We start from the raw sequence: 19,522 nt of genomic DNA on the forward strand, positions 1-19,522 counted from the left end.
ACTTAAGGGGGAAAATGAAATGGAAATGACCTTAATTATCCTGATCGGTGCCGTTGCTGCTGTTTTGGCCAATATGAATATTGCTGTTTTCAACGATGGGCTTCGGCCTATTGTCTCCGAGCACGTAGAAGGACGGATGACACGAAGAGACCTGGCATTTACTGCCTTTGCCATGAGCTTTGGCCTTGTGATCGGTTTTGGAATTCCCTTTACACTCTCCGCCAGCATCATTCTCGTTCACAGTATCTTGCTGGGGACAGATATTATCGGTTTGCTGACACCCAAAAATAAGTGGGGTACGCCGCTTGCTGCCGTGATCGGGGGAGCGTATGGAGCAGGTCTTTTAATCGGATTGGAAGGCTTTGTTAAACTGTTTGATTACCTTCCGCTTAATTTCCTTGATGCAATGGGAGCAGTTGGAGCACCGGTAGTTGTTACATTCATGGCGTTCCCGGCCCTTGCTGTAGCGATGCAGTTCAGTGTGAAGAAAGGTGTCATTACGTTTATTGTTTCCGCTTTGGTCCGCCAGCTTGCTGTTTGGCTAAATGAAAGTGCTATCCTAACTGTTTCGGGTACAACTGTAACACTGAACCAGGAAGGAATGGCCCTTATTACTGGGATGATATTCCTGCTTGCATTTGCCATGAAGGAAAAAGCAGAAGAAGGTTCATCCATTGACCTTGCAGCCGTATTCAGTGACAAAGTAGCTAAGATCAGAAAAAATGTAGTCTTCTTTATGATTATCGGCGGTCTTATTGCAGCTGCTACCAATCTATGGATTATGGCAGGTGATCCAATTTCTCTGAATCTATTGGCTGAAGGCAAAGCAACAGATGCCGGAATTGCTGCCGCTGCCCGTGCACTCGGCTTTATTCCGCTTGTCGCCAGTACAGCTATTGCAACAGGTGTTTACAGCCCGGTCGGATTTACGCTCATTTTCGTTGTAGGATTTTTCTCTCCAAATGTTTGGTTAGCCTTAATTGGCGGTGTCATTATAATTTTCATTGAAGTTATGCTATTAAGTTCAATTGCCAGATTCCTTGATAAATATCCTGGTGTCCGCAACTCCGGGGAAAACATCCGCAGTGCGATGACCAAGCTTCTGGAAGTGGCCCTTTTGATCGGTGGAGCGAATGCGGCAAATGCGATCGCGCCAGGATTTGGCTTCTTCTTCATTGCGGGCTTCTACTTATTGAATGAAGCGGCAGGACGCCCAATTGTCCGTATTGCGGTTGGTCCTGTTGGCGCCATTGCAGTCGGAATCATTGCGAATATCCTTGTGGCTCTTGGAATTATGTCCATTCCTCAATAAATGGTATGAAGCTGTCATTACAGCTTTTCTGTAATATAAAAAGGTTTATCTATGTTATAGCGGGATTTATCCTCGTTATAAAAGATTTTTATCCCTATTAGAACGAAATTTATCCGCAATATAAGAATCGGCAGAGAAGATCGGAGTGAAAGGCCATGATACAAACGGTTCTTGGAAAAATTGCTCCGGAGGAATTGGGGGTTTGCTCGGCTCACGAGCATCTCTCCATTGATCTTTCGCGAGTGAAAAAAGATCCGGATACGATATTTGATGATGAACAGGGCATGCGGGAGGAACTGGAGGACTTTTACCGTCTGGGCGGCAGGTCTATGGTCGAAGTGACGAATGACGGCATGGGCCGGGATGCTCTTGTTCTAAAAAGATTAAGTGAAGCGACAGGGGTTCACCTGATTACGTGCACAGGCTTTTACAAGGATCCATTTATCCCGGAATATGCCGGGGACTGGAAAGCAGAACAGTTTGCGCATCATTTCATTAAAGAAGCTACGGAAGGAATCGCTGATACCGGCATTCTTCCAGGTGTCATTGGGGAAGTGGGCACAAGCAAGAATGAAATGAAGCCGATTGAGAAAGAACTGTTGATTGGTGCGGCTATAGCCGGAGTCGAAACCGGCCTTCCGGTCACAACCCATACGACGCTCGGGACACTTGGCTTTGAACAGGTGCAGCTTCTTACAAAGCAAGGACTTCCTGTGGACCAAATCATTATCGGCCATCAGGACCTTAATCCGAATAAAGAGGAAGTGCTCTCCGTTTTGGAAACAGGTGCCTATATCGCTTTTGATACGATTGGCAAAAATAATTACCGGCCTGACGGAGAAAGATCGGATTTCCTGCTTGATTTTATTAATCGGGGATTTGAAAGGCAAATCCTGCTTTCAGCCGATCTAACACGGAAATCCCATTGGAAAAAGAATGGCGGGCCAGGCTACGGGCTGGTGCTTGAATCTTTTATTCCAAAATTAAAAGAAGCCGGCGTTTCGGACAGCATTCTGCAGCAGCTTCTAATCGTTAATCCATCCAGAGCTTTTTCAATAAGGGAGGGATCATATTGTCAACATACAATCCAGCCGATCTGAAGTATGCCGATTCAGTTCTGCCAAGTTTATCGATACAGGAGGCCCAGGAAAAACAATTCAAGCTCGTCGATCGAATGAGCCATTATTTTGAGGGAAAGCAGTTTCTATCGATGGGAGATCTCGGTGTCTCTCCAAAATGGAAGCGTCCGGAACAGACTTATCTTGTGGAAAGAGTGCTGGCGGACTTTTTTGAAGCGGAGGATTGTGCTCTTGTCCGAGGTGCAGGAACGGGAGCGATCCGCAATATCTTAAGCATGCTTTTGGCTGCAGGAGATGAAATGTTCATTCATACAGCCCCTGTCTATACAACGACCAAAGAAACGTTAAGGATATTGGGCATTAAAACAGTCGAAGCGGATTATAACAATCTTGAGGAAATCAGAGCAGCAATCAGGCACAACCAAAGCCCTAAAGTTTTCTACATTCAGCATGCCCGCCAGCAGCCGATAGACCATTACCGTTTGGCTGATGTCATTAAAGCCGTAAAGGAAGAACGCCCCGACCTGCCAATTGTGGTGGATGATAATTATTGTGCATTAAAAACGAAGGGGATTGGGGTTGAACTGGGCGCCGATTATTCCACTTTTTCCGGCTTCAAACTGCTGGGTCCTGAAGGGATTGCTATCATTGTCGGAAAAAGAGAGGCGATTGCCCGAGTCCATCATTATAACTATTCGGGCGGAGGCCAGGTACAGGGCTACGAAGCAATGGAGCTGCTCAGGATGATGACCTTTGCGCCTGTATCTTTAGCGATTCAAAATGAGCAAGTAGAAGAGCTATGCCGCCGGCTGAATGAAGGGGCTGTGGCCGGAATCCGTGCTGCGTATATGACCAATGCCCAATCGAAAAATGTCATTGTGGAATTGAAAGATCCAATTGCCCAGCAGGTCATCAGCATGAGTGATGAGCACGGCGCCGCCACTCACCCTGTTGGGGCAGAATCAAAATATGAAATCATTCCAATGATTTACCGGGTATCCGGAAGCTTTTTGGAAGCCCAGCCGGAACTGAAGGAGTATGGGTTGCGCATCAACCCAATGAAGTCCGGTGCAAGCACGATTATCGGCATATTGGAAAAAGTGATACCTCTTGCAAAAGAAAAGCAGCATCGCTGATAACAAAGGGGGGATATTCAATGTTTTTAGATGTAACAAGACGAAGAAACCCAAAGCTTATACAATCAGGTGTCACCTTGCATCAAAGCGGGCAAATACCCCCAAATACGTATGTGATTGATCTTGATATCCTGGGAGAGAATGTGGAGGCACTTGCAAGAACGGCAAATGAGCACAGCTTCCAGCTTTATTTCATGAGCAAACAGCTGGGCAGGCTTCCGTTTATTGGCCGATTTATAGCAGAGCATGGCATTCAAAAAGCTGTAGCTGTGGAATTTGATGAAGCCAAAACACTGGCAGAAGGCGGCGTTGAAATCGGCAATGTTGGCCACCTTGTTCAGCCGGGAAAAAACCAATGGCCGGAAGTTTTATCGTGGAAACCGGAGGTCGTGACCCTGTTTTCATACGAACGTGCCCAGCAGCTTTCAGAGACAGCCGTCCAATCCGGAATGGTGCAGGATGTCCTTCTGAGAGTGTATGCAGATGGGGATTTCATTTATCCCGGACAGGAGGGCGGCTTTCCCTTGGATTCATTGGATGAAGAGCTGACTAAGCTGGCCGGACTTCCGGGCATTAACATAGCCGGAATCACCACATTCCCGAACTTTCAACTTTCGGCTGACCGGATGGGAATGGAGCCTACTCCTAACTTTCAAACCCTTCTTCAGGCTAAAAAGGTTTTAGCAGGACGGGGCATGGAAGTCAAGCAAGTAAACGGTCCAAGCGCGACAAGCTGCGAAACCATTCCATTTTTAGCTGACCAGGGTGTGACGCATGGGGAACCTGGACATGCCCTCACAGGAACGACGCCGCTCCATGCTTATAGGGATCTCGCTGAAAAGCCGGCCATTATCTATGTAACGGAAGTGTCCCACCAGGACAAGGATCATTATTATGTAATCGGGGGCGGATATTATGGCCGCTCACATCTAACGGGGTGCCTCGTCGGAAATGCAGAAAGCGAGATATTGGATCAGTATGTCCCAGCAGCAGAACCGGCTCCTGAAGCAATCGATTATTACGGGGCAATCGAAAAACCGAAGGGCTTTCGTATTGCTGAAGGGGATACAGCCATTTTTTCTTTCCGCACACAGGTTTTCGTTACAAGAGCCCATATTGCACTGGTAAAAGGAATACAAAGCGGAAAGCCGGAACTGGTTCACTTTGAGAGGAAGTGGTGAGGATGGCAAAAGCAATTCTGCTGGTAATCGACAGTTTTGGAATTGGAGCAATGAACGACTGCGGGGAGTTTAACCCTTCTGACTGCAGAGCTAATACGTTTAAGCATATACGGGAATCAGCAGGCTTTTTAAATATACCCACTTTATATAATCTGGGGCTTGGGGCGCTTGTTGATGGAATGGAAGCGCCAGCTAATGCATATGGTTATTCGGCTCTTGCCCATCATGGGGCAGATACGTATTTGGGACATCAGGAAATTGCCGGGAGCTGCCCGAAGCGCTCGAATAAAAGGCTGATGAAGGACATCCATAGGAACCTTGCAAAAGTATTGGCGGAAGCTGGCTATCAAGTTGAATATCCTTGGGAAGACCGACCTGTGCTGCTGGTAAACGGCGCCTGTGTCATCGGTGACAATCTTGAATCTTCATTAGGAAACATCATCAATTTAACAGCTGATTTTAATAGGATGCCTTTTCATGAATTAAAGGAAGTCGGACAGATTGTCCGCCAAAACGTGGATACAAGCAGGGTTATCGCTTTTGGGGGACCCTATACAACCATTGAACATATCCTGTCGGTTGTTCATGAAAGAAATCCCGGCCAATGGGGTGTCGATGCTCCGAAGGCAAAGGTTTATGGGAAGGGCTACGAAGTCTATCATATGGGCTACGGGGTGAACATTGATGGGCAATTTCCGATGATTGCGGCCCGGAATGACCTTAAAGTGCATCGTATCGGAAAAACAGCAGATGTATTGCATGGCGAAGGCCCTGCAGACCCCATTGTTGATACCGAAATAGTTTTAAGAGTTTTAGAGAGTTCTTATCTCAATGAAATAGAAGATACGGCGTTCCTTGTAAACGTCCAGGAAACGGACCTGGCAGGCCATGCAGAGGACGTGGAATGGTATGCCAGTCTCCTCAATATAACAGATAAATGGCTATCTGAATTTCTTCCTAAAATGGCTGAGGAAGATTTGATCGTTATTATGGCTGACCACGGGAACGACCCAACAATCGGGCATTCCAATCACACACGCGAGTACGTACCTATTTTGGCCGCAGGGAAACGTGTAAAAGCTGTAAATATAGGAAAGCGAAATAGCATGGCAGACGTTGGAGCAACATTTAGTGAATTTTTTGGTCTGCCTGCCACAGAGGAAGGCACAAGCTTTTTAGGTGAAATCCTTAGATAATCCTTAAATAATCCTTAAATAATCCGCTCGGGCAAAGAGCGGATTTCTCTATTTCAAATCCTCATACAAAGGCCGTTAACTAACAGCTATATACAAAGATTAAGGCGGATAACCGAATACTGCCACTTAAAGGGATTTCCCTGAAAGTGCTCTTAAATAAAGAAAATTATATTTTAGATAGGGTAAAATTTTTATGCTGTCAATTAACTCATATGAAAGTGGCAACAAGGCCACTATCCAATGGGTTTTAGCATATAGCAGTTGGTGGTTGGAATTTAGGATATTATGTGATATGGGAGGATTTGAAAATACTTTTACTGGTGTTTGTCGAAAATTGAATAATAGTTAATGCGGAATATGTAAGCGTTTTCATTTATAATAAAAACAGGTGGATGGCATGTGTGGCCATCATGGTATATTAGCGAAGGCGAGGCTTATACTAGTAAGTTTTACAGTTGACTAAAGAATAAGAGAAACATTTAAGATTATAGGGGAATAAGAAACCTTGTCATTCTGTGAAGCATGACAAGGTTTCTTTGTGTTAAAAAAGAGGAAGTTTTGCCATTAAATATCGATCGCATACTTCCGAACCCGCCTCATCAAAAGAGACTGAGTAACTCCTAATTGCTGAGCAGCCTTCCGCGTCGATTTCTCCTTTTTCAAAGCCTCAAGAATCATATTCCTTTCAATGCTCTCCAGTAATTCCGGCATGCTGTTATGCTGATCTGCCTGTTTCATATAATCAGGCATGTACTGGTTTTCCATCATTTTTTGCGGCAGGTCTTTTTCGTTAATGGTTTGGTCACATAGGATGACCAGCCTTTCCATCAGGTTTTCGAGTTCTCGGATGTTCCCGGGCCAGTGGTAGGATTGAAAGATATCTAATGCTCTGGAAGTCATGCGTTTATTGACGTTGTATTTCTGGTTGTAGGTGTCCAGAAAGTAGAAGGCAAGGTCCTCAATGACTTCCTTTCGTTCCCTAAGCGGTGGAAGGTTGATCGCAAGGATATGCAGCCGGTAATACAGGTCTGAACGGAAGGAGGTTTCTTCTGTCATTTTTTCCAGGTTTCGATTGGTGGCGGCGATGATTCGGACGTTTGCCTGGACATACTCCCTTGCACCGATCGGGAGGTAGGTTTTGGTTTGCAGGAAATGCAATAGCTTCGCCTGTAGATGGGTAGGCAGCTCGCCGATTTCATCCAGAAATAACGTTCCGCCTTCCGCAGCCTGGATTAATCCTTGCTTGCCGGATGTGTGCGCGCCTGTAAAAGCTCCTTTTTTGTAGCCGAAGAGCTCGGATTCCAGCAGCTGCTCCGGCATGGATGCGCAGTTTATTTGGATAAATGGTGCATTGTACCGTTTGCTTAATAAATGGATTCTTTCCGCTGTCGCGCTTTTTCCTGTACCAGTTTCACCGGTGATTAAAGCAGTCGTATCGACCTTGGCGATCTTCCCGATCAGGTCTTCGGTTGATGGGTGCAGGATCAATTCTTTCTTTGGCGGAAGATCGGTTGTATGTAAGGGAATCTTTAATTTTCTAAGCTCCTGGCTGTATTTCTCCAGCAATTCCTCTGTATCCCTAAGCTTGGAAGAGGTTTTGACAACTTCCGTAATATCCCGGCAATGTGCGACGATGGCGATGACTTCACCCTTTTCATCCTTCACTAAATGGCCGGTGGCGATAAATTTCCTTCCATCTTTCACCTCCTGGACCGTGCTGACATTGCTGTTGGCTTCAGCCGCAAGCCTCGTAACCGAAGGAGAAAATACCCTCTCTTTCTCCAAATCTCTTACATTTCTTCCGATCAGTTTCTCCCGCGGCACCTGGGTTATGACTTCACTAATGTGATTGACCCATAGGGTGACTCCGTTTTTATCCGTAATATAGATGGCATCATTAATAGAATTCAGAATATCTGTAAAAAAATTTGGGCGCTGATTGGCCAGTTTTAGAAGCTGCTCCATATAATCCTCCTTTCTGAATTGATTTCGATTCATTTTCATCCGAAACGTTTGATAAAGGCGAATCGAAATCAACTCATTGAGTCGCTTTTAAAAACAATTATAGTAAATATTCTAAAAATTCACAACAGAATCTAGCGAATTTCGCCTAAATGACTCTATTAACTTGGCACGCTATTTGCAAAAAGAATAGGCAAGAAGGGAGCGGATATGGTGAAACATCAGGTAACGAATATCAAGCTGGATCGCTTAATGAAGACGATCCAGCAAAGTGCGGAAATTGGCACGCTGCCAAATGGCGGCATTTGCCGGCTTTCCCTGACCGATGAGGACCAGAAAATGAGAAGCCTTTTCCTGCAGTGGATGAAAGATTGCGGATTGGAAACGAGGGTTGATGACTTTGGCAATATGTATGGAAGGCGGAAAGGCAGAAACAATGAGCGGGCTCCCGTTTTAGCGGGCTCCCACCTGGATACACAGCCAAAAGGCGGAAAGTATGATGGGGTGCTCGGTGTGCTTGGGGCGCTGGAGGTGATCCGGACCTTAAATGATCTTGGTATTGAAACGGAGAGACCGATTGAAATTGTTAATTTTACAAATGAAGAAGGGGCCAGATTTCAGCCGGCTATGCTGGGGTCAGGCGCCATGGCAGAGATTTTTAACAAACAAACGATCCTGAATATGAAAGATCAAAAGGGCTTCATATTTGGAGAAGAGCTGGAGCGGATCGGCTACAAAGGCTTAAAGGAAAACCGCCAACAGGACCCTTTCTGTTTCGTTGAACTGCATATTGAACAGGGCCCTGTCTTGGAGGATCGGGAAAAATCGATTGGAGTTGTCACGGGGATTCAGGGGATGAGCTGGCTGGAGGCAGCCATCACGGGGAGGACGTCGCATACGGGGACAACTCCGATGAACCGCAGAAAGGATGCTGTTCTGCTTGCCTCCAAGCTTATTGCGAAAATCTATGCGCTGGCAGAGGAGATTCCAGACCTGCTCGTTGCGGTTGGCCGAATCCAGGCATTTCCGAATGTGATCAATACAGTGGCAGATCAGGTGGTCTTCTCGATTGATATTCGCCATCCAGATGATCATGTTCGTGAACGCTTTGAGCAGCAGGTAAAGGAATCATTAAGCACGATGACATTGGTGGAGGGAATGGAGCTGCAGATTAAAGATCTCGACAAAATCGATACAGACTCTTTTTCAAAAGAGATTATTGAGGTAATGGAAGACGCAGCCGAAAAACATAGCTTCTCCTATATGAGAATGCTGAGCGGGGCAGGCCATGATGCCAAGTATTTAAATCGGATAACCCCGACAGCTATGCTGTTTATACCAAGCATAAACGGGCTCAGCCATTGTGAAGAAGAGTTTAGTACACCAGAGGATATTGAAAAGGGAGTACAGGTTTTATTTGATACAGTTTTGACTTTGGCAAATAAAGAAACCCTTTAAGGAGTGTTATAAATGGAAAAAGTGCAAAAGGACGTCATCGAGAAAGTCTTTGAACAGGTGGATGCTTTATGGGAAGAGGAAATTTCCTACCTTCAAAAGCTTGGGCGGTATCCGTCCACACTGGGGAATGAAGCGGCCATTCAGGAGTTTTTGGCCGGCTCCCTTGAAAAGGATTTGAACTTGAAGGTGGAAAAAATAATCCCCGATCCGGAGAAGCTGGGTGCTCATCCCGGATATTCCAAGGCGGAGTGGTCTTATGACAACCGTCCTGTTGTGGTTGGAAAATATGAGGCAAAGGGAGATAAAAAGGGGAAGAGCATTATTTTTCAAGGGCATATCGATGTGGTCAGCCCGGAGCCGGTATCCAAATGGAGCTTTGATCCATGGGGCTCTGAGATTGTCGGCAATAAAATGTATGGCCGCGGCATTGCCGATATGAAGTCCGGGGTTACGGCGATGATTTATGCATTAAAGGCTGTTCAACAGGCAGGAGTGGAGCTTGCCAATGATGTGACGATCAAGACGGTCACGGAAGAAGAGTGCACAGGCAACGGGGCACTGGCTGCCATCGAAGCTGGATACCGGGCAGATGCAGCCCTCATTCCGGAGCCGCTTGGACAGCAGGCCTTAGTGGGACAGGTTGGTGTCATTTGGATCCGCATAAAGGTGGCAGGCCTAGGGGCGCATACAGAAAGAGCGGACAAAGCGGTCAATGCCATTGTAAAAGCTTATAAAATGGTAGAAGCCCTTCAAGAATACGAGAAAGAGATTAATAGCCGGTCTAAGCATAAAGTGTTCGGTGACCATCCGCATCCGCAAAATATTAATATCGGGAAAATCCATTCAGGCGATTGGCCTTCCACAGTTCCATCCGAATGTACGGTTGAAGCGAGGGTTGGTTTTAACCCGGGAGTGGATCCGGCAGATGTGAAGAAGGAGTTACAGGCATTTTTGCTGGAGGCGGCCAGGAAGGACGAGTGGCTCAAGGTGAATCCGCCGGAAATCAGCTTTTACGGCTTCCATGCGGAAGGCTTTACCCTTGATCCGGATCAGGAGTTTATCCATACATTGGAGGAAGCGCATCGGATTATTGAGAACAGTGATTTAGGGTATGGCGCTTTTACAGGTACGACAGACGCTAGATTTTATAACCTCTATTACAATATTCCTTCCACATGCTACGGGCCAACAGGTGCCAACCTGCATGCCCCTGATGAATGGGTGGATTTGGATAGTGTTAAACGAGTCACGAAAACGTATGCGGCATTTCTGTTGAAGTGGTGTCAGTATAACGAGTAGGTTGTTTTCGTAAAGTTTGTTGTTTTTTATTAACTTAGTTTAATTTACTGAGTTGATTGGAGCGGAGGGCGCTTGATCCTCGAAAATGCTCACGCATTTCCTTCGTGCGGTGTTTACTCGGGGAAGTTTATTCAATGTCCTGCGGGAGGAAAGGAGCGGGAGACCCCACAGGCGAAGCCGAGGAGGCTCCCGTTCCTCCCCGCGGGTTCGCTGAGTGCCCGCAGTGGAAATCAACGGGTTGAATTCATAAGCAAGAACAACAATCTATGAGAAAAGATTCAACGAGTAAAAAATAGAGCGGAAGGGGCATCTGCCCTTTTCTGCTACCAAAATGGGGGTTGAAATGATGAATCCAGGATTATGGCTATTATTCGGAAACGCCATTGCCACAACGATCATATCAGCGGGAATTGTCATGTGGATTTTAAAGAAAGAGTACTTGCCAACCATTAAAAAGCTGGAAGAAGAGAAAGACAGTCCGGCAAATCCCATTCATGATGGCATAACAAAGGAGGTTTAGGATGGAGAAAATCATATTTTTTGTTGTCGTCGCCGTTTATGTTATTGCTGGAATCATCGTAACGAGATTTGTAAAAAGCAAAGATGATTTCTATGTCATGGGGGAAAAGGGTTCTACGGTCTTAATCGTTGGTACACTGGCAGCTACGTATTTAAGTGCGGTCACACTGCTTGGACTTGCAGGCATGATCTATAACGAAGGGCCTGTTGCGCATGCCGGGTTCGGTTCATATGGAGCCTGGTTAGGAACATTATTTGCTGTTATTTATGTAGGAAGAAAATTAAAGGCTTTGGATTGCCAGACGCTTCCAGACTTTTTTGAAAAACGGTTCCAAAACAAATGGGTGACGGTAATTGCAACGTCCATTATGATTATCGGTTTATTGGGATATGGAGTCGTGCAATTAATTGGGGCAGGTGTTATTCTATCCGAAATTTTAAACATTCCATTCCCTGTCTTAATATTACTATTTACTTTAGCTCTATTAATCTTCAGTGCTATGGGCGGCATGTACGGCGTTGTTATTACAGACACGCTGATGTTCTTTACGATGCTGACGATTGCGATTGTGATTTCTCCGATCATTATTGGACAGGCAGGCCTTGACCAGATCAAGAACTTGGGCGAAGTCATCCCAGGTTATTATGGTGTCAATGGCGGTGCTGACCGTCCGTTTGGCTGGGTATTCTCTCAATTCCTCATGTGGATTCTGTTCTTTGGGTGTACACCATCTCTTGTATCACGTGTATTCCCAGCAAAAAATGATTTTGTCATCCTGAAGACCGCTGTCATTGGCGTGTTTTTCGCTCCATTTATGCAGCTGCTTGTGTTCATTGCTGCCGCAGCCATGATGGTGCTGAAGCCTGGAATTGATCCGGCTGACCGTGTATTTATCGTTGGAATGATGGATTATACACCGCCTGCTTTGGCCGGAATCGGTTTGGCGGGATTGATGGCATCGATTATGTCGACTGCCTCCACCCTTTTTGTTCTAACAGGATTTGCGCTCGCGAAGGACTTATTTGAAAACGTCTTGCATAAAGATTTTGATGAGAAGAAAAGCATGTTCATTGGACGTGGTGCCCAGGCCCTTGTGGCAGTCATTGTTTGTATTATCGCGATCCTTCAGCCTTCATCGATCTTCTGGATTTCCATTTACGCCGGCTCCATTTTTGCGGTTGCCTGGATGCCGACCATCATTGGCAGCCTGGAATGGAAGCGGATGAGCAGCAAGGCGGCGACAGCAAGCATGCTTGCGGGGATTATCACCTTTATCGTGTTCGGTGAATTGAAACGGTATGAAATCATTACCTTCCCGGTTGGCTTTGATAATTTCTACCTGGCCATTATTGTTTCTGTGCTTACCTTACTCATCGTCGGATTTATTGCTAAGCCGACCGATTATGAGCTGGGCTATTACCAGAAGATTAAAGAAACACGGTTATCTACTGTGACGATCAAAAGAATTTTGGCCAAGCACAACGGAGCAGCCGAGTTAAAAAGAGAATACAAGCAGACATTAACAGTTGCCGTTTCCTTTGTTGTGATCTCCGTTGTCCTTTGGGGTTATTTTATCGTCAAGCTAGGAATATAAATCTACATTATATTGACTTTATAATAGTAAGGGGAGAATTTACATGAGCAAGACAGCAGCTTTATATCAGGAATTGGCAGAGTTGGATAAAAACCATTTTCTGCATCCGACATCTCCGATCCAGCAGCAGCAGGAGCAGGGGCCGGCCTTTATTTTTAAAAAAGGGGAAGGAGTCTACCTGGAAGATATAAAAGGGAACCGGGTGATTGACGGGATGTCCTCCCTTTGGAATGTGAACGTCGGGCACGGCAGGACAGAGCTGGGGCAGGCAGCGATGGAGCAGATGAGTCAGCTCGCTTTCAGCTCCTGTTTTGCAACCTTCAGTAATGAACCGGCAATCCGGTTAGCAGCAAAGATTGCAGACATTGCACCAGGCGATTTAAGTGCAACCTTTTTCACCTCCGGCGGATCGGAAGCGAATGATACCGCTTATAAGCTGGCACGGCATTACTGGATTTTAAAGGGCCAGCCATCCAAAAAGAAAATTATATCCCGTAAAAAATCCTACCATGGGGTGGCGATGGGAGCGACAAGTGCTACAGGACTTAAACCATTCCGGGATTTCACGAATTCCTTGGCACCGGACTTTTATTATACGGAAAACCTTTCTGCTGAAGCATTAAGGGAAACGATTGAAGCGGAAGGACCGGAGACGATTGCGGCCTTTGTGGCGGAGCCGATTCAGGGGGCAGGCGGTGTCCATATTGCTCCTGAGGGTTATTTTCAGGAAGTGCGGAAGATTTGCAGTGAGTTTGATATTTTGTTCATTACCGATGAAGTTATTACCGGTTTTGGGCGTACAGGGAAAATGTTTGGAATGGAGCACTACGGCGTTGCTCCGGATATGATGTGCTTTGCCAAGGGGGTTACAAGCGGCTACGCTCAGCTTGGAGGAGTGGTATTTTCGAAGGCTATGTTTGAAGACTTTAAGGAATTGTCAGCCGGAACCCTTTTGCATGGCTATACCTACAGCGGGCATCCAATGGCCTGTGCAGTCGGATTAAAGAATATTGAAATTATCGAGAATGAGAACTTGATAGAGAACTCCGGGAAAATGGGCGAGGAAATGCTGAAGGGGTTTAAGTGGATTCAGGGTGAGAGGGAGCTTGTTAGTGAAGTGAGAGCACTGGGGCTAATCGGTGCTGTCGAGCTTAAAAGTGACAAGGGACAGTTTGCGCCAGCCGTTGTAGCTGAAGCGGCAAAACGGGGGCTCATCTGCAGATCGGTGATCTTTGATGGTATGGATATTCTCGTCTTTGCTCCTCCGCTGACGATTAACAAGCAGGAGATTAATAGTCTGGTAGAGATTCTTCATGATTCCATTTTTGCAGTGGAACAAAGGATATAAAGGTGTTAGTAGAGAAGAGTGTTTAAGACACTCTTCTTATTATTGCAAATGGGAGGCTAGGGAAATGACGGTCAAAAATAAAGAGAAAAAGAAGTTATATATCAATGGCGAGTGGGTGGAGGCGAAGGAGTATAGATCCTTGTTTTCTCCTTATAGCCGCGAGCTGATTGCCGAGATTCCGCAGGCAACAGTTGAGGAGGTCGATCTGGCCATAGAAGCTGCCTATCAGGCCAGAAGCAAAATGGCGGAAATGCCAAGCTATCAGCGTGCCGGTATTCTTGAGAAGCTAGCAGGTTTATTGGAGCAGCGTTCGGACGAAGCTGCTGGAATCATCGCTATGGAAGCAGCCAAGCCGATTACCACGGCTAAGGGTGAGGTTGCAAGAACGGTTCAGACCTTCAAGTTTGCTGCCGAGGAAGCGAAGAGAATCAATGGAGAAACCATTCCGATGGATGCTGCTCCTGGCGGGGAAGGCCGGGTAGCTTATACGGTGAGAGAGCCGCTTGGTGTGATTGGGGCTATTACTCCGTTTAACTTTCCGATGAACCTTGTTGCCCATAAGGTGGGACCGGCAATTGCAGCTGGAAACACAGTCGTGCTGAAGCCAGCAGGCCAGACGCCTCTTTCCGCTTATTTTCTTGCAGAGCTTTTGGAGGAGGCCGGACTGCAGGCAGGTGCTTTTAATGTTGTAACGGGAAGCGGCTCTGTAGTAGGGGAAAAGCTGGTAAAGGATGGTCGCGTGAAGAAGATTTCTTTTACAGGAAGCCCTGAAGTGGGCATTGGCATCCGCAATAAGGCTGGATTAAAGCATGTTACTCTTGAACTGGGCTCTAATGCGGCTCTGATTGTCGATAAGGATGTGGATGTGGAGAAGATCATCCCTCGCTGTGTTACCGGAGCATTTGCTTTCCAGGGGCAGGTTTGTATTTCTCTGCAGAGAGTTTATGTTCATAAAGATAGTTATGATAGCTTTGTTGAGAAGTTTGTTGAAGCTGCTGCGAAGCTGAAGGTGGGGGATCCTTTAGATCCGGAGACAGATGTGTCGGCTTTAATCGCTCCTAAGGAAGTGGAGAGGACGCTTGGGTGGATTGAGGAAGCTAAGCAGAACGGAGCAAAGGTAGTGTTGGGCGGAGTAAGTGAAGGGAATGTGCTGAAGCCAACTGTATTGCTTGATGTTGAGCCATCTGCGAAGGTTTCCTGCCAGGAAGTGTTCGCCCCGATCGTCTTAATTAACAAAGTTGAATCTGTTGGAGAGGCGATTGAAATGGTAAACGACTCCCGCTATGGCCTCCAGGCTGGGATCTTCACTGAAAATATCCGCACCGCCATGGACGCCACGAAAAATCTGCACGTCGGCGGCGTATTGGTAAACGACATCCCAACCTTCCGCGTCGACCACATGCCATACGGCGGCGTCAAAGAAAGCGGCGTCGGCCGGGAAGGCATCAAATACGCTATTGATGAAATGACGGAGATGAAGTTGGTTATTATAAACAATAACTAAATGGTACCAGGTACCACCCGAATTTTCTTGTTTCACAATTATGTTCCACGATGGTTAACCACCGATTGAATGCATCGGTGGTTTTTTATTTTTGGATAGACTTTTTTCAATCAAACGTTTGATTGAATTGCTTTAAAGCATTGGTGGCTGGGTGTTTTGGGGCCGGATTTTTGCAGAATTTAGTAAATTCCTTAAGAAGTAAAGAAATGATATTTAGATCCCCATAAAGGAGGACTCCCATTATAGGTCATTAAAGGTGCGGTAATTAACGACATAAAAAGCCTATTATTTCCCGAAAAATAATAGAAACTATCGAAGCATGTAACTTGAGCGGCTCGGACTTGCAAAAGTGACCGGAGAACAATAGCCTGGGCCAGCGGGGCAGGAAACGGAAGGTTTATGAATTGCTGTTGTAGGCGGCGTTTCCACATGCATTTTGTGGAAAGCAGGTTAATATCTTTCTAGCAACTAAAACCCAGCCGAACGGCTAGGTTTATTATTTGATGAATTTTCCCCCTCTTATGATTAGTAATAGGTTTTTTTCAGCGATTTATCTCTGATAAGAGAGAAGAGTCTATTTTCCGATTTTCTTATTCCTTCAGCCGATCCGGCAATCCCTGGATCGACGACCACCACATCAAGCTTAGCTTAAATTCTGTTCAGCAGAAAAAGCGTGACAACAATCAGGAAGCCATGCTCACTGATTAAAGTGACCATCTGTTCCATAGCGTTTACCCTTCCTAAAGAAAATATCTATTTATAAACAAGGGCCGGTTCGTTTCGAACCGGCCCTTGTTTATCCCCTGCGGACAATACTTCACTGATTGTCCACGGGTGGTATCTGACATTAGTTGCTATAGAAGTAACCCTATTTCAACCTATTTAAAAAACATTTCATAATAAGGAATTTAGAAGTAAAGGCAGTAACTCGATTTGTTTAAAAAAATCCAGTTTTATAATGATTACAATAGATACTTGAAGAAGTATTAATGTGGATTGAAAGCTTGATTCCAATGCTTTTTCTGCGGATTGTTTTTAATTGGCTGTAAAATGGATTGAAATTCTTTAACTTGTCTTAAACAATCGTTGATTTATTTTTAAAATAGGTTGTAATTGGTTGTAATATGTTTTAAGATAATTATAAATTATCTGAAAATGGAGGTGGAAAAATATGAATCCTAATAATCTTGTCAATGTACATCGGGGAAACCATATTGAAAGCTCACATAAGGTACATATTGCTGTTGTCGACTCGAATGGGAATCTGCTGCATTTTGCAGGAAACCCGGATGCAAAAATATTTGCTCGTTCATCAATGAAGCCAATTCAAGCTATACCTGTAGTTGAAACAGGGGCAGCAGATTATTTTGATTTAAGTGAAGCTGATTTATCACTCTGTTGTGCCTCTCATAGCGGAGAAAGCATGCATACTGACCGAGTATTATCTATTTTAAAACGGGTTGGCCTTAACGAAGAGGCATTGCAATGTGGAACACATATTCCACGGTGGCAGGATACCTATAAAAAACTCATTCTTGAAGGAAAAGAAGTAACTCCTCTTTATAATAACTGTTCAGGAAAGCATACAGGTATGCTCGCTACGGCGAAACGAATGGGGGAGGAGACAAGTAATTACTATGCGTTAGATCACCCTGTTCAGCAAAGAATCATTCAAGCTGTGAGTGATATGTGTAACTATCCTATTGAGGAAATTGAAATAGGCATTGATGGTTGTGGGGTACCTGTTCACGGTTTACCGCTGGAACGTTTGGCATATGGGTATGCAAGAATGGCCAAACCAGAGTCGCTTAGTGAAGAGAGAGCAAAAACAGTACGCCGAATCACAGACGCAATGATTTCAGCGCCTGAAATGGTAGGAGGTACAGATCGTTTTTGTACAGATTTTATGAAAGCAGGAAAAGGGCGCTTTTTTGGAAAAGCGGGAGCAGAAGCCGTCTACTGTATCGGTGACATAGAAACTGGAGTAGGAATCGCCATTAAAGTAGAGGACGGAAATGGAAGAGCCGTGCATCCTGCTGCAGTAGAAGTGTTGGTACAGCTGAATTATTTGGTGAAAGAACAGCGAGAACAATTACAAGAATACCATCGGCCAAAACTGCGAAATGCAAGAAATGAGGTCATTGGGGAGCTAATCCCGAATTTTCAGCTAAAAAGTGCCATAGCACTATAAATTATTTTTTCTTTTATAAGGGGGAAACATTGTGAGGAATAAGAATTTCTTTACGTTCTTAGTATTATTTATGTCTCTAAGTCTCTTATTAATTGGCTGTTCAAACAATACCTCCACAAACAACAATGAAACGGACAAATCAAAAGAAGGGTCCGATGCGTCACAAGAAGTTGTAAAAAAGGAAGGGAAAGACATTACTATTGCGGTTGCAGATAACTTTATTAGCATGGATCCACACGATACAAATGATACGCTGTCTTATTCTGCACAAAAAACGATGCTGGAAGGTCTTGTTGGTTTTGATAAGGAGATGAATGTCATCCCAGTCTTAGCTGAAGAATATACAGCTAATGAGGACGCGACTGAGTTTACGTTCAAACTTCGAGAAGGCATTGTATTCCATGATGGGGAGCCCTTTAATGCAGAAGCAGTAAAGGCGAATGTAGACCGGCTGGCTGATCCGGCAAATAATTTAAAGCGTCATAGCTTATTTGCGATTGTAAAAGAAACACAAGTTGTTGATGATTATACAGTAAAAGTTGTACTTTCAGAGCCGTTTGGTGCAATGATCAATAACTTTGCTCACCCGGCAGCAATGATGCTAAGCCCAAAGGCTCTTGAAACATATGGAAAAGATGTTTCTCAACATCCTGTTGGTACAGGACAATATGTATTTGAGGATTGGAAGCCAGGTGACCACTTAAAAGTCAAGAAAAATGAAAGCTATTGGAATGGTGCACCAAACGCCGATTCAATCACTTTTAAACCAACACCAGAAAACGGAGCTCGTGTAGCTATGCTCCAAACAGGTGAAGCTGACTTTATTTATCCTGTTCCATCAGAGCAAGCTAGTAGCATTAATGGAAAAGATGGGGTAATGGTTGAAAATTCTCCTTCTATCATTGTTCGTTATATGGCGATGAACACCCTTAAAAAACCATTTGATGATAAACGTGTTCGTCAAGCTATAAACTACGCAGTGAATAAAGAAGCATTTGTTAAGGTTGTTATGAATGGATACTCATCGGTATTAGACTCCATCATTGCACCTAATACACAGTTTTATTCTAAACAAACGCCTTATGAGTTCAATCTTGAAAAAGCAAAAGAGTTATTAAAAGAAGCTGGCTATGAAAATGGATTTGAAGCGACAGTATGGGGATCTAACAACTCATCATCAATAAAAGGGATGGAGTTCATGCAACAACAACTTGCTCAAATTGGAATAAAGCTTGAAGTTGTTCCGATGGAAGCGGGTACTATGTCTGAAAAAATCTGGTCAGTTGAAAATCCTGAGGATGCAGAGCTTGAATTGTATTATGGTGGCTGGTCACCTTCAACTGGTGATGCTGACTGGGGTATTCGTCCGTTATTAGGCGGTAAGGATGCATTTCCTCCAAAATCGTACAATACGGCTTATTATAATAGTGAAGAGGCAAATAACCTAATAGCTGAAGCACTTTCAACAGCAGATCCTGATAAACGTAAGGCATCATATGAGAAAGTTCAAAAGCTTTTATGGGATGAAGCTCCATGGACATTCTTATCAGTCGATGACACTATGGCAGGTAAAAAGAATTATTTAGAAGGAATCTATCTGCTGCCAGACGGTTCCTTGAGTATCGAAAATTTAGAAATTAAACAATAATAACGATTTTCCATCATAACGACTCCATACTAATGGAAAGAAAATATTCTAATCTTAATTATTTTTAAAGAAGATTAGAACTTATAATCTGATG

General features: G+C 44.8%; 14 protein-coding genes. 13 read left to right on the forward strand and 1 reads right to left on the reverse strand.

What is annotated here, in order from left to right; all coding sequences use genetic code 11:
- Positions 1-19: 19 nt before the first annotated feature.
- From IQ19_RS04195 to IQ19_RS04215, 5 genes are all read left to right on the forward strand, one after another.
- Positions 20-1,312, forward strand: a complete 1,293-nt coding sequence (locus IQ19_RS04195) for a YhfT family protein (protein ID WP_144540202.1) — start codon at positions 20-22, stop codon at positions 1,310-1,312.
- A 155-nt stretch (positions 1,313-1,467) separates the two neighbouring features.
- Positions 1,468-2,412, forward strand: a complete 945-nt coding sequence (locus IQ19_RS04200) for a phosphotriesterase family protein (RefSeq protein ID WP_144540204.1) — start codon at positions 1,468-1,470, stop codon at positions 2,410-2,412.
- The gene (locus tag IQ19_RS04205; RefSeq protein ID WP_144540206.1) at positions 2,385-3,527 is read left to right on the forward strand and encodes an aminotransferase class V-fold PLP-dependent enzyme; all 1,143 of its coding nucleotides are present in this window, start codon (positions 2,385-2,387) and stop codon (positions 3,525-3,527) included. The genes IQ19_RS04200 and IQ19_RS04205 overlap by 28 nt, the downstream gene beginning before the upstream one ends.
- A gap of 20 nt (positions 3,528-3,547) precedes the next feature.
- The gene (locus IQ19_RS04210; protein ID WP_144540209.1) at positions 3,548-4,708 is read left to right on the forward strand and encodes a YhfX family PLP-dependent enzyme; all 1,161 of its coding nucleotides are present in this window, start codon (positions 3,548-3,550) and stop codon (positions 4,706-4,708) included.
- Between the two features lie 2 nt (positions 4,709-4,710).
- Entirely contained in the window at positions 4,711-5,904 is a 1,194-nt protein-coding gene (locus IQ19_RS04215) for a phosphopentomutase (protein WP_144540211.1), read from the forward strand.
- Positions 5,905-6,468: 564 nt separating this feature from the next.
- Here IQ19_RS04215 and IQ19_RS04220 read toward each other — a convergent pair.
- Positions 6,469-7,869 carry a sigma-54 interaction domain-containing protein gene (locus IQ19_RS04220; RefSeq protein WP_144540212.1) on the reverse strand — a complete coding sequence of 467 codons (1,401 nt, stop codon included), beginning with the start codon at positions 7,867-7,869 and terminating at the stop codon, positions 6,469-6,471.
- Between the two features lie 207 nt (positions 7,870-8,076).
- Between IQ19_RS04220 and IQ19_RS04225 the strand changes: the two genes are divergently transcribed.
- The 8 genes from IQ19_RS04225 (at position 8,077) to IQ19_RS04255 (ending at position 19,428) form a co-directional block, all read left to right on the forward strand.
- Entirely contained in the window at positions 8,077-9,324 is a 1,248-nt protein-coding gene (locus IQ19_RS04225) for a M20 family metallo-hydrolase (protein WP_144540214.1), read from the forward strand.
- A 12-nt stretch (positions 9,325-9,336) separates the two neighbouring features.
- Entirely contained in the window at positions 9,337-10,623 is a 1,287-nt protein-coding gene (locus IQ19_RS04230) for an ArgE/DapE family deacylase (protein WP_144540216.1), read from the forward strand.
- A 343-nt stretch (positions 10,624-10,966) separates the two neighbouring features.
- Positions 10,967-11,143, forward strand: coding sequence for a hypothetical protein (locus IQ19_RS28010; RefSeq protein ID WP_199749376.1), 177 nt, complete (start codon positions 10,967-10,969; stop codon positions 11,141-11,143).
- 1 nt (position 11,144) lies between these two features.
- Positions 11,145-12,737 carry a sodium:solute symporter family protein gene (locus IQ19_RS04235; protein WP_144540218.1) on the forward strand — a complete coding sequence of 531 codons (1,593 nt, stop codon included), beginning with the start codon at positions 11,145-11,147 and terminating at the stop codon, positions 12,735-12,737.
- Positions 12,738-12,780: 43 nt separating this feature from the next.
- Complete coding sequence (locus IQ19_RS04240) at positions 12,781-14,085, forward strand: aminotransferase family protein (RefSeq protein ID WP_144540220.1); 1,305 nt, start codon at positions 12,781-12,783, stop codon at positions 14,083-14,085.
- A gap of 64 nt (positions 14,086-14,149) precedes the next feature.
- Positions 14,150-15,589 carry an aldehyde dehydrogenase family protein gene (locus IQ19_RS04245; protein ID WP_144540222.1) on the forward strand — a complete coding sequence of 480 codons (1,440 nt, stop codon included), beginning with the start codon at positions 14,150-14,152 and terminating at the stop codon, positions 15,587-15,589.
- Between the two features lie 1,171 nt (positions 15,590-16,760).
- The gene (locus IQ19_RS04250; RefSeq protein WP_144540224.1) at positions 16,761-17,780 is read left to right on the forward strand and encodes an asparaginase; all 1,020 of its coding nucleotides are present in this window, start codon (positions 16,761-16,763) and stop codon (positions 17,778-17,780) included.
- A 31-nt stretch (positions 17,781-17,811) separates the two neighbouring features.
- Positions 17,812-19,428 carry a glutathione ABC transporter substrate-binding protein gene (locus IQ19_RS04255; protein WP_338422632.1) on the forward strand — a complete coding sequence of 539 codons (1,617 nt, stop codon included), beginning with the start codon at positions 17,812-17,814 and terminating at the stop codon, positions 19,426-19,428.
- The last annotated feature ends 94 nt before the right edge of the window (positions 19,429-19,522 follow it).

It is taken from the genome of Cytobacillus oceanisediminis (genome assembly GCF_007830235.1).
GTDB lineage: Bacteria > Bacillota > Bacilli > Bacillales > Cytobacillaceae > Cytobacillus > Cytobacillus oceanisediminis.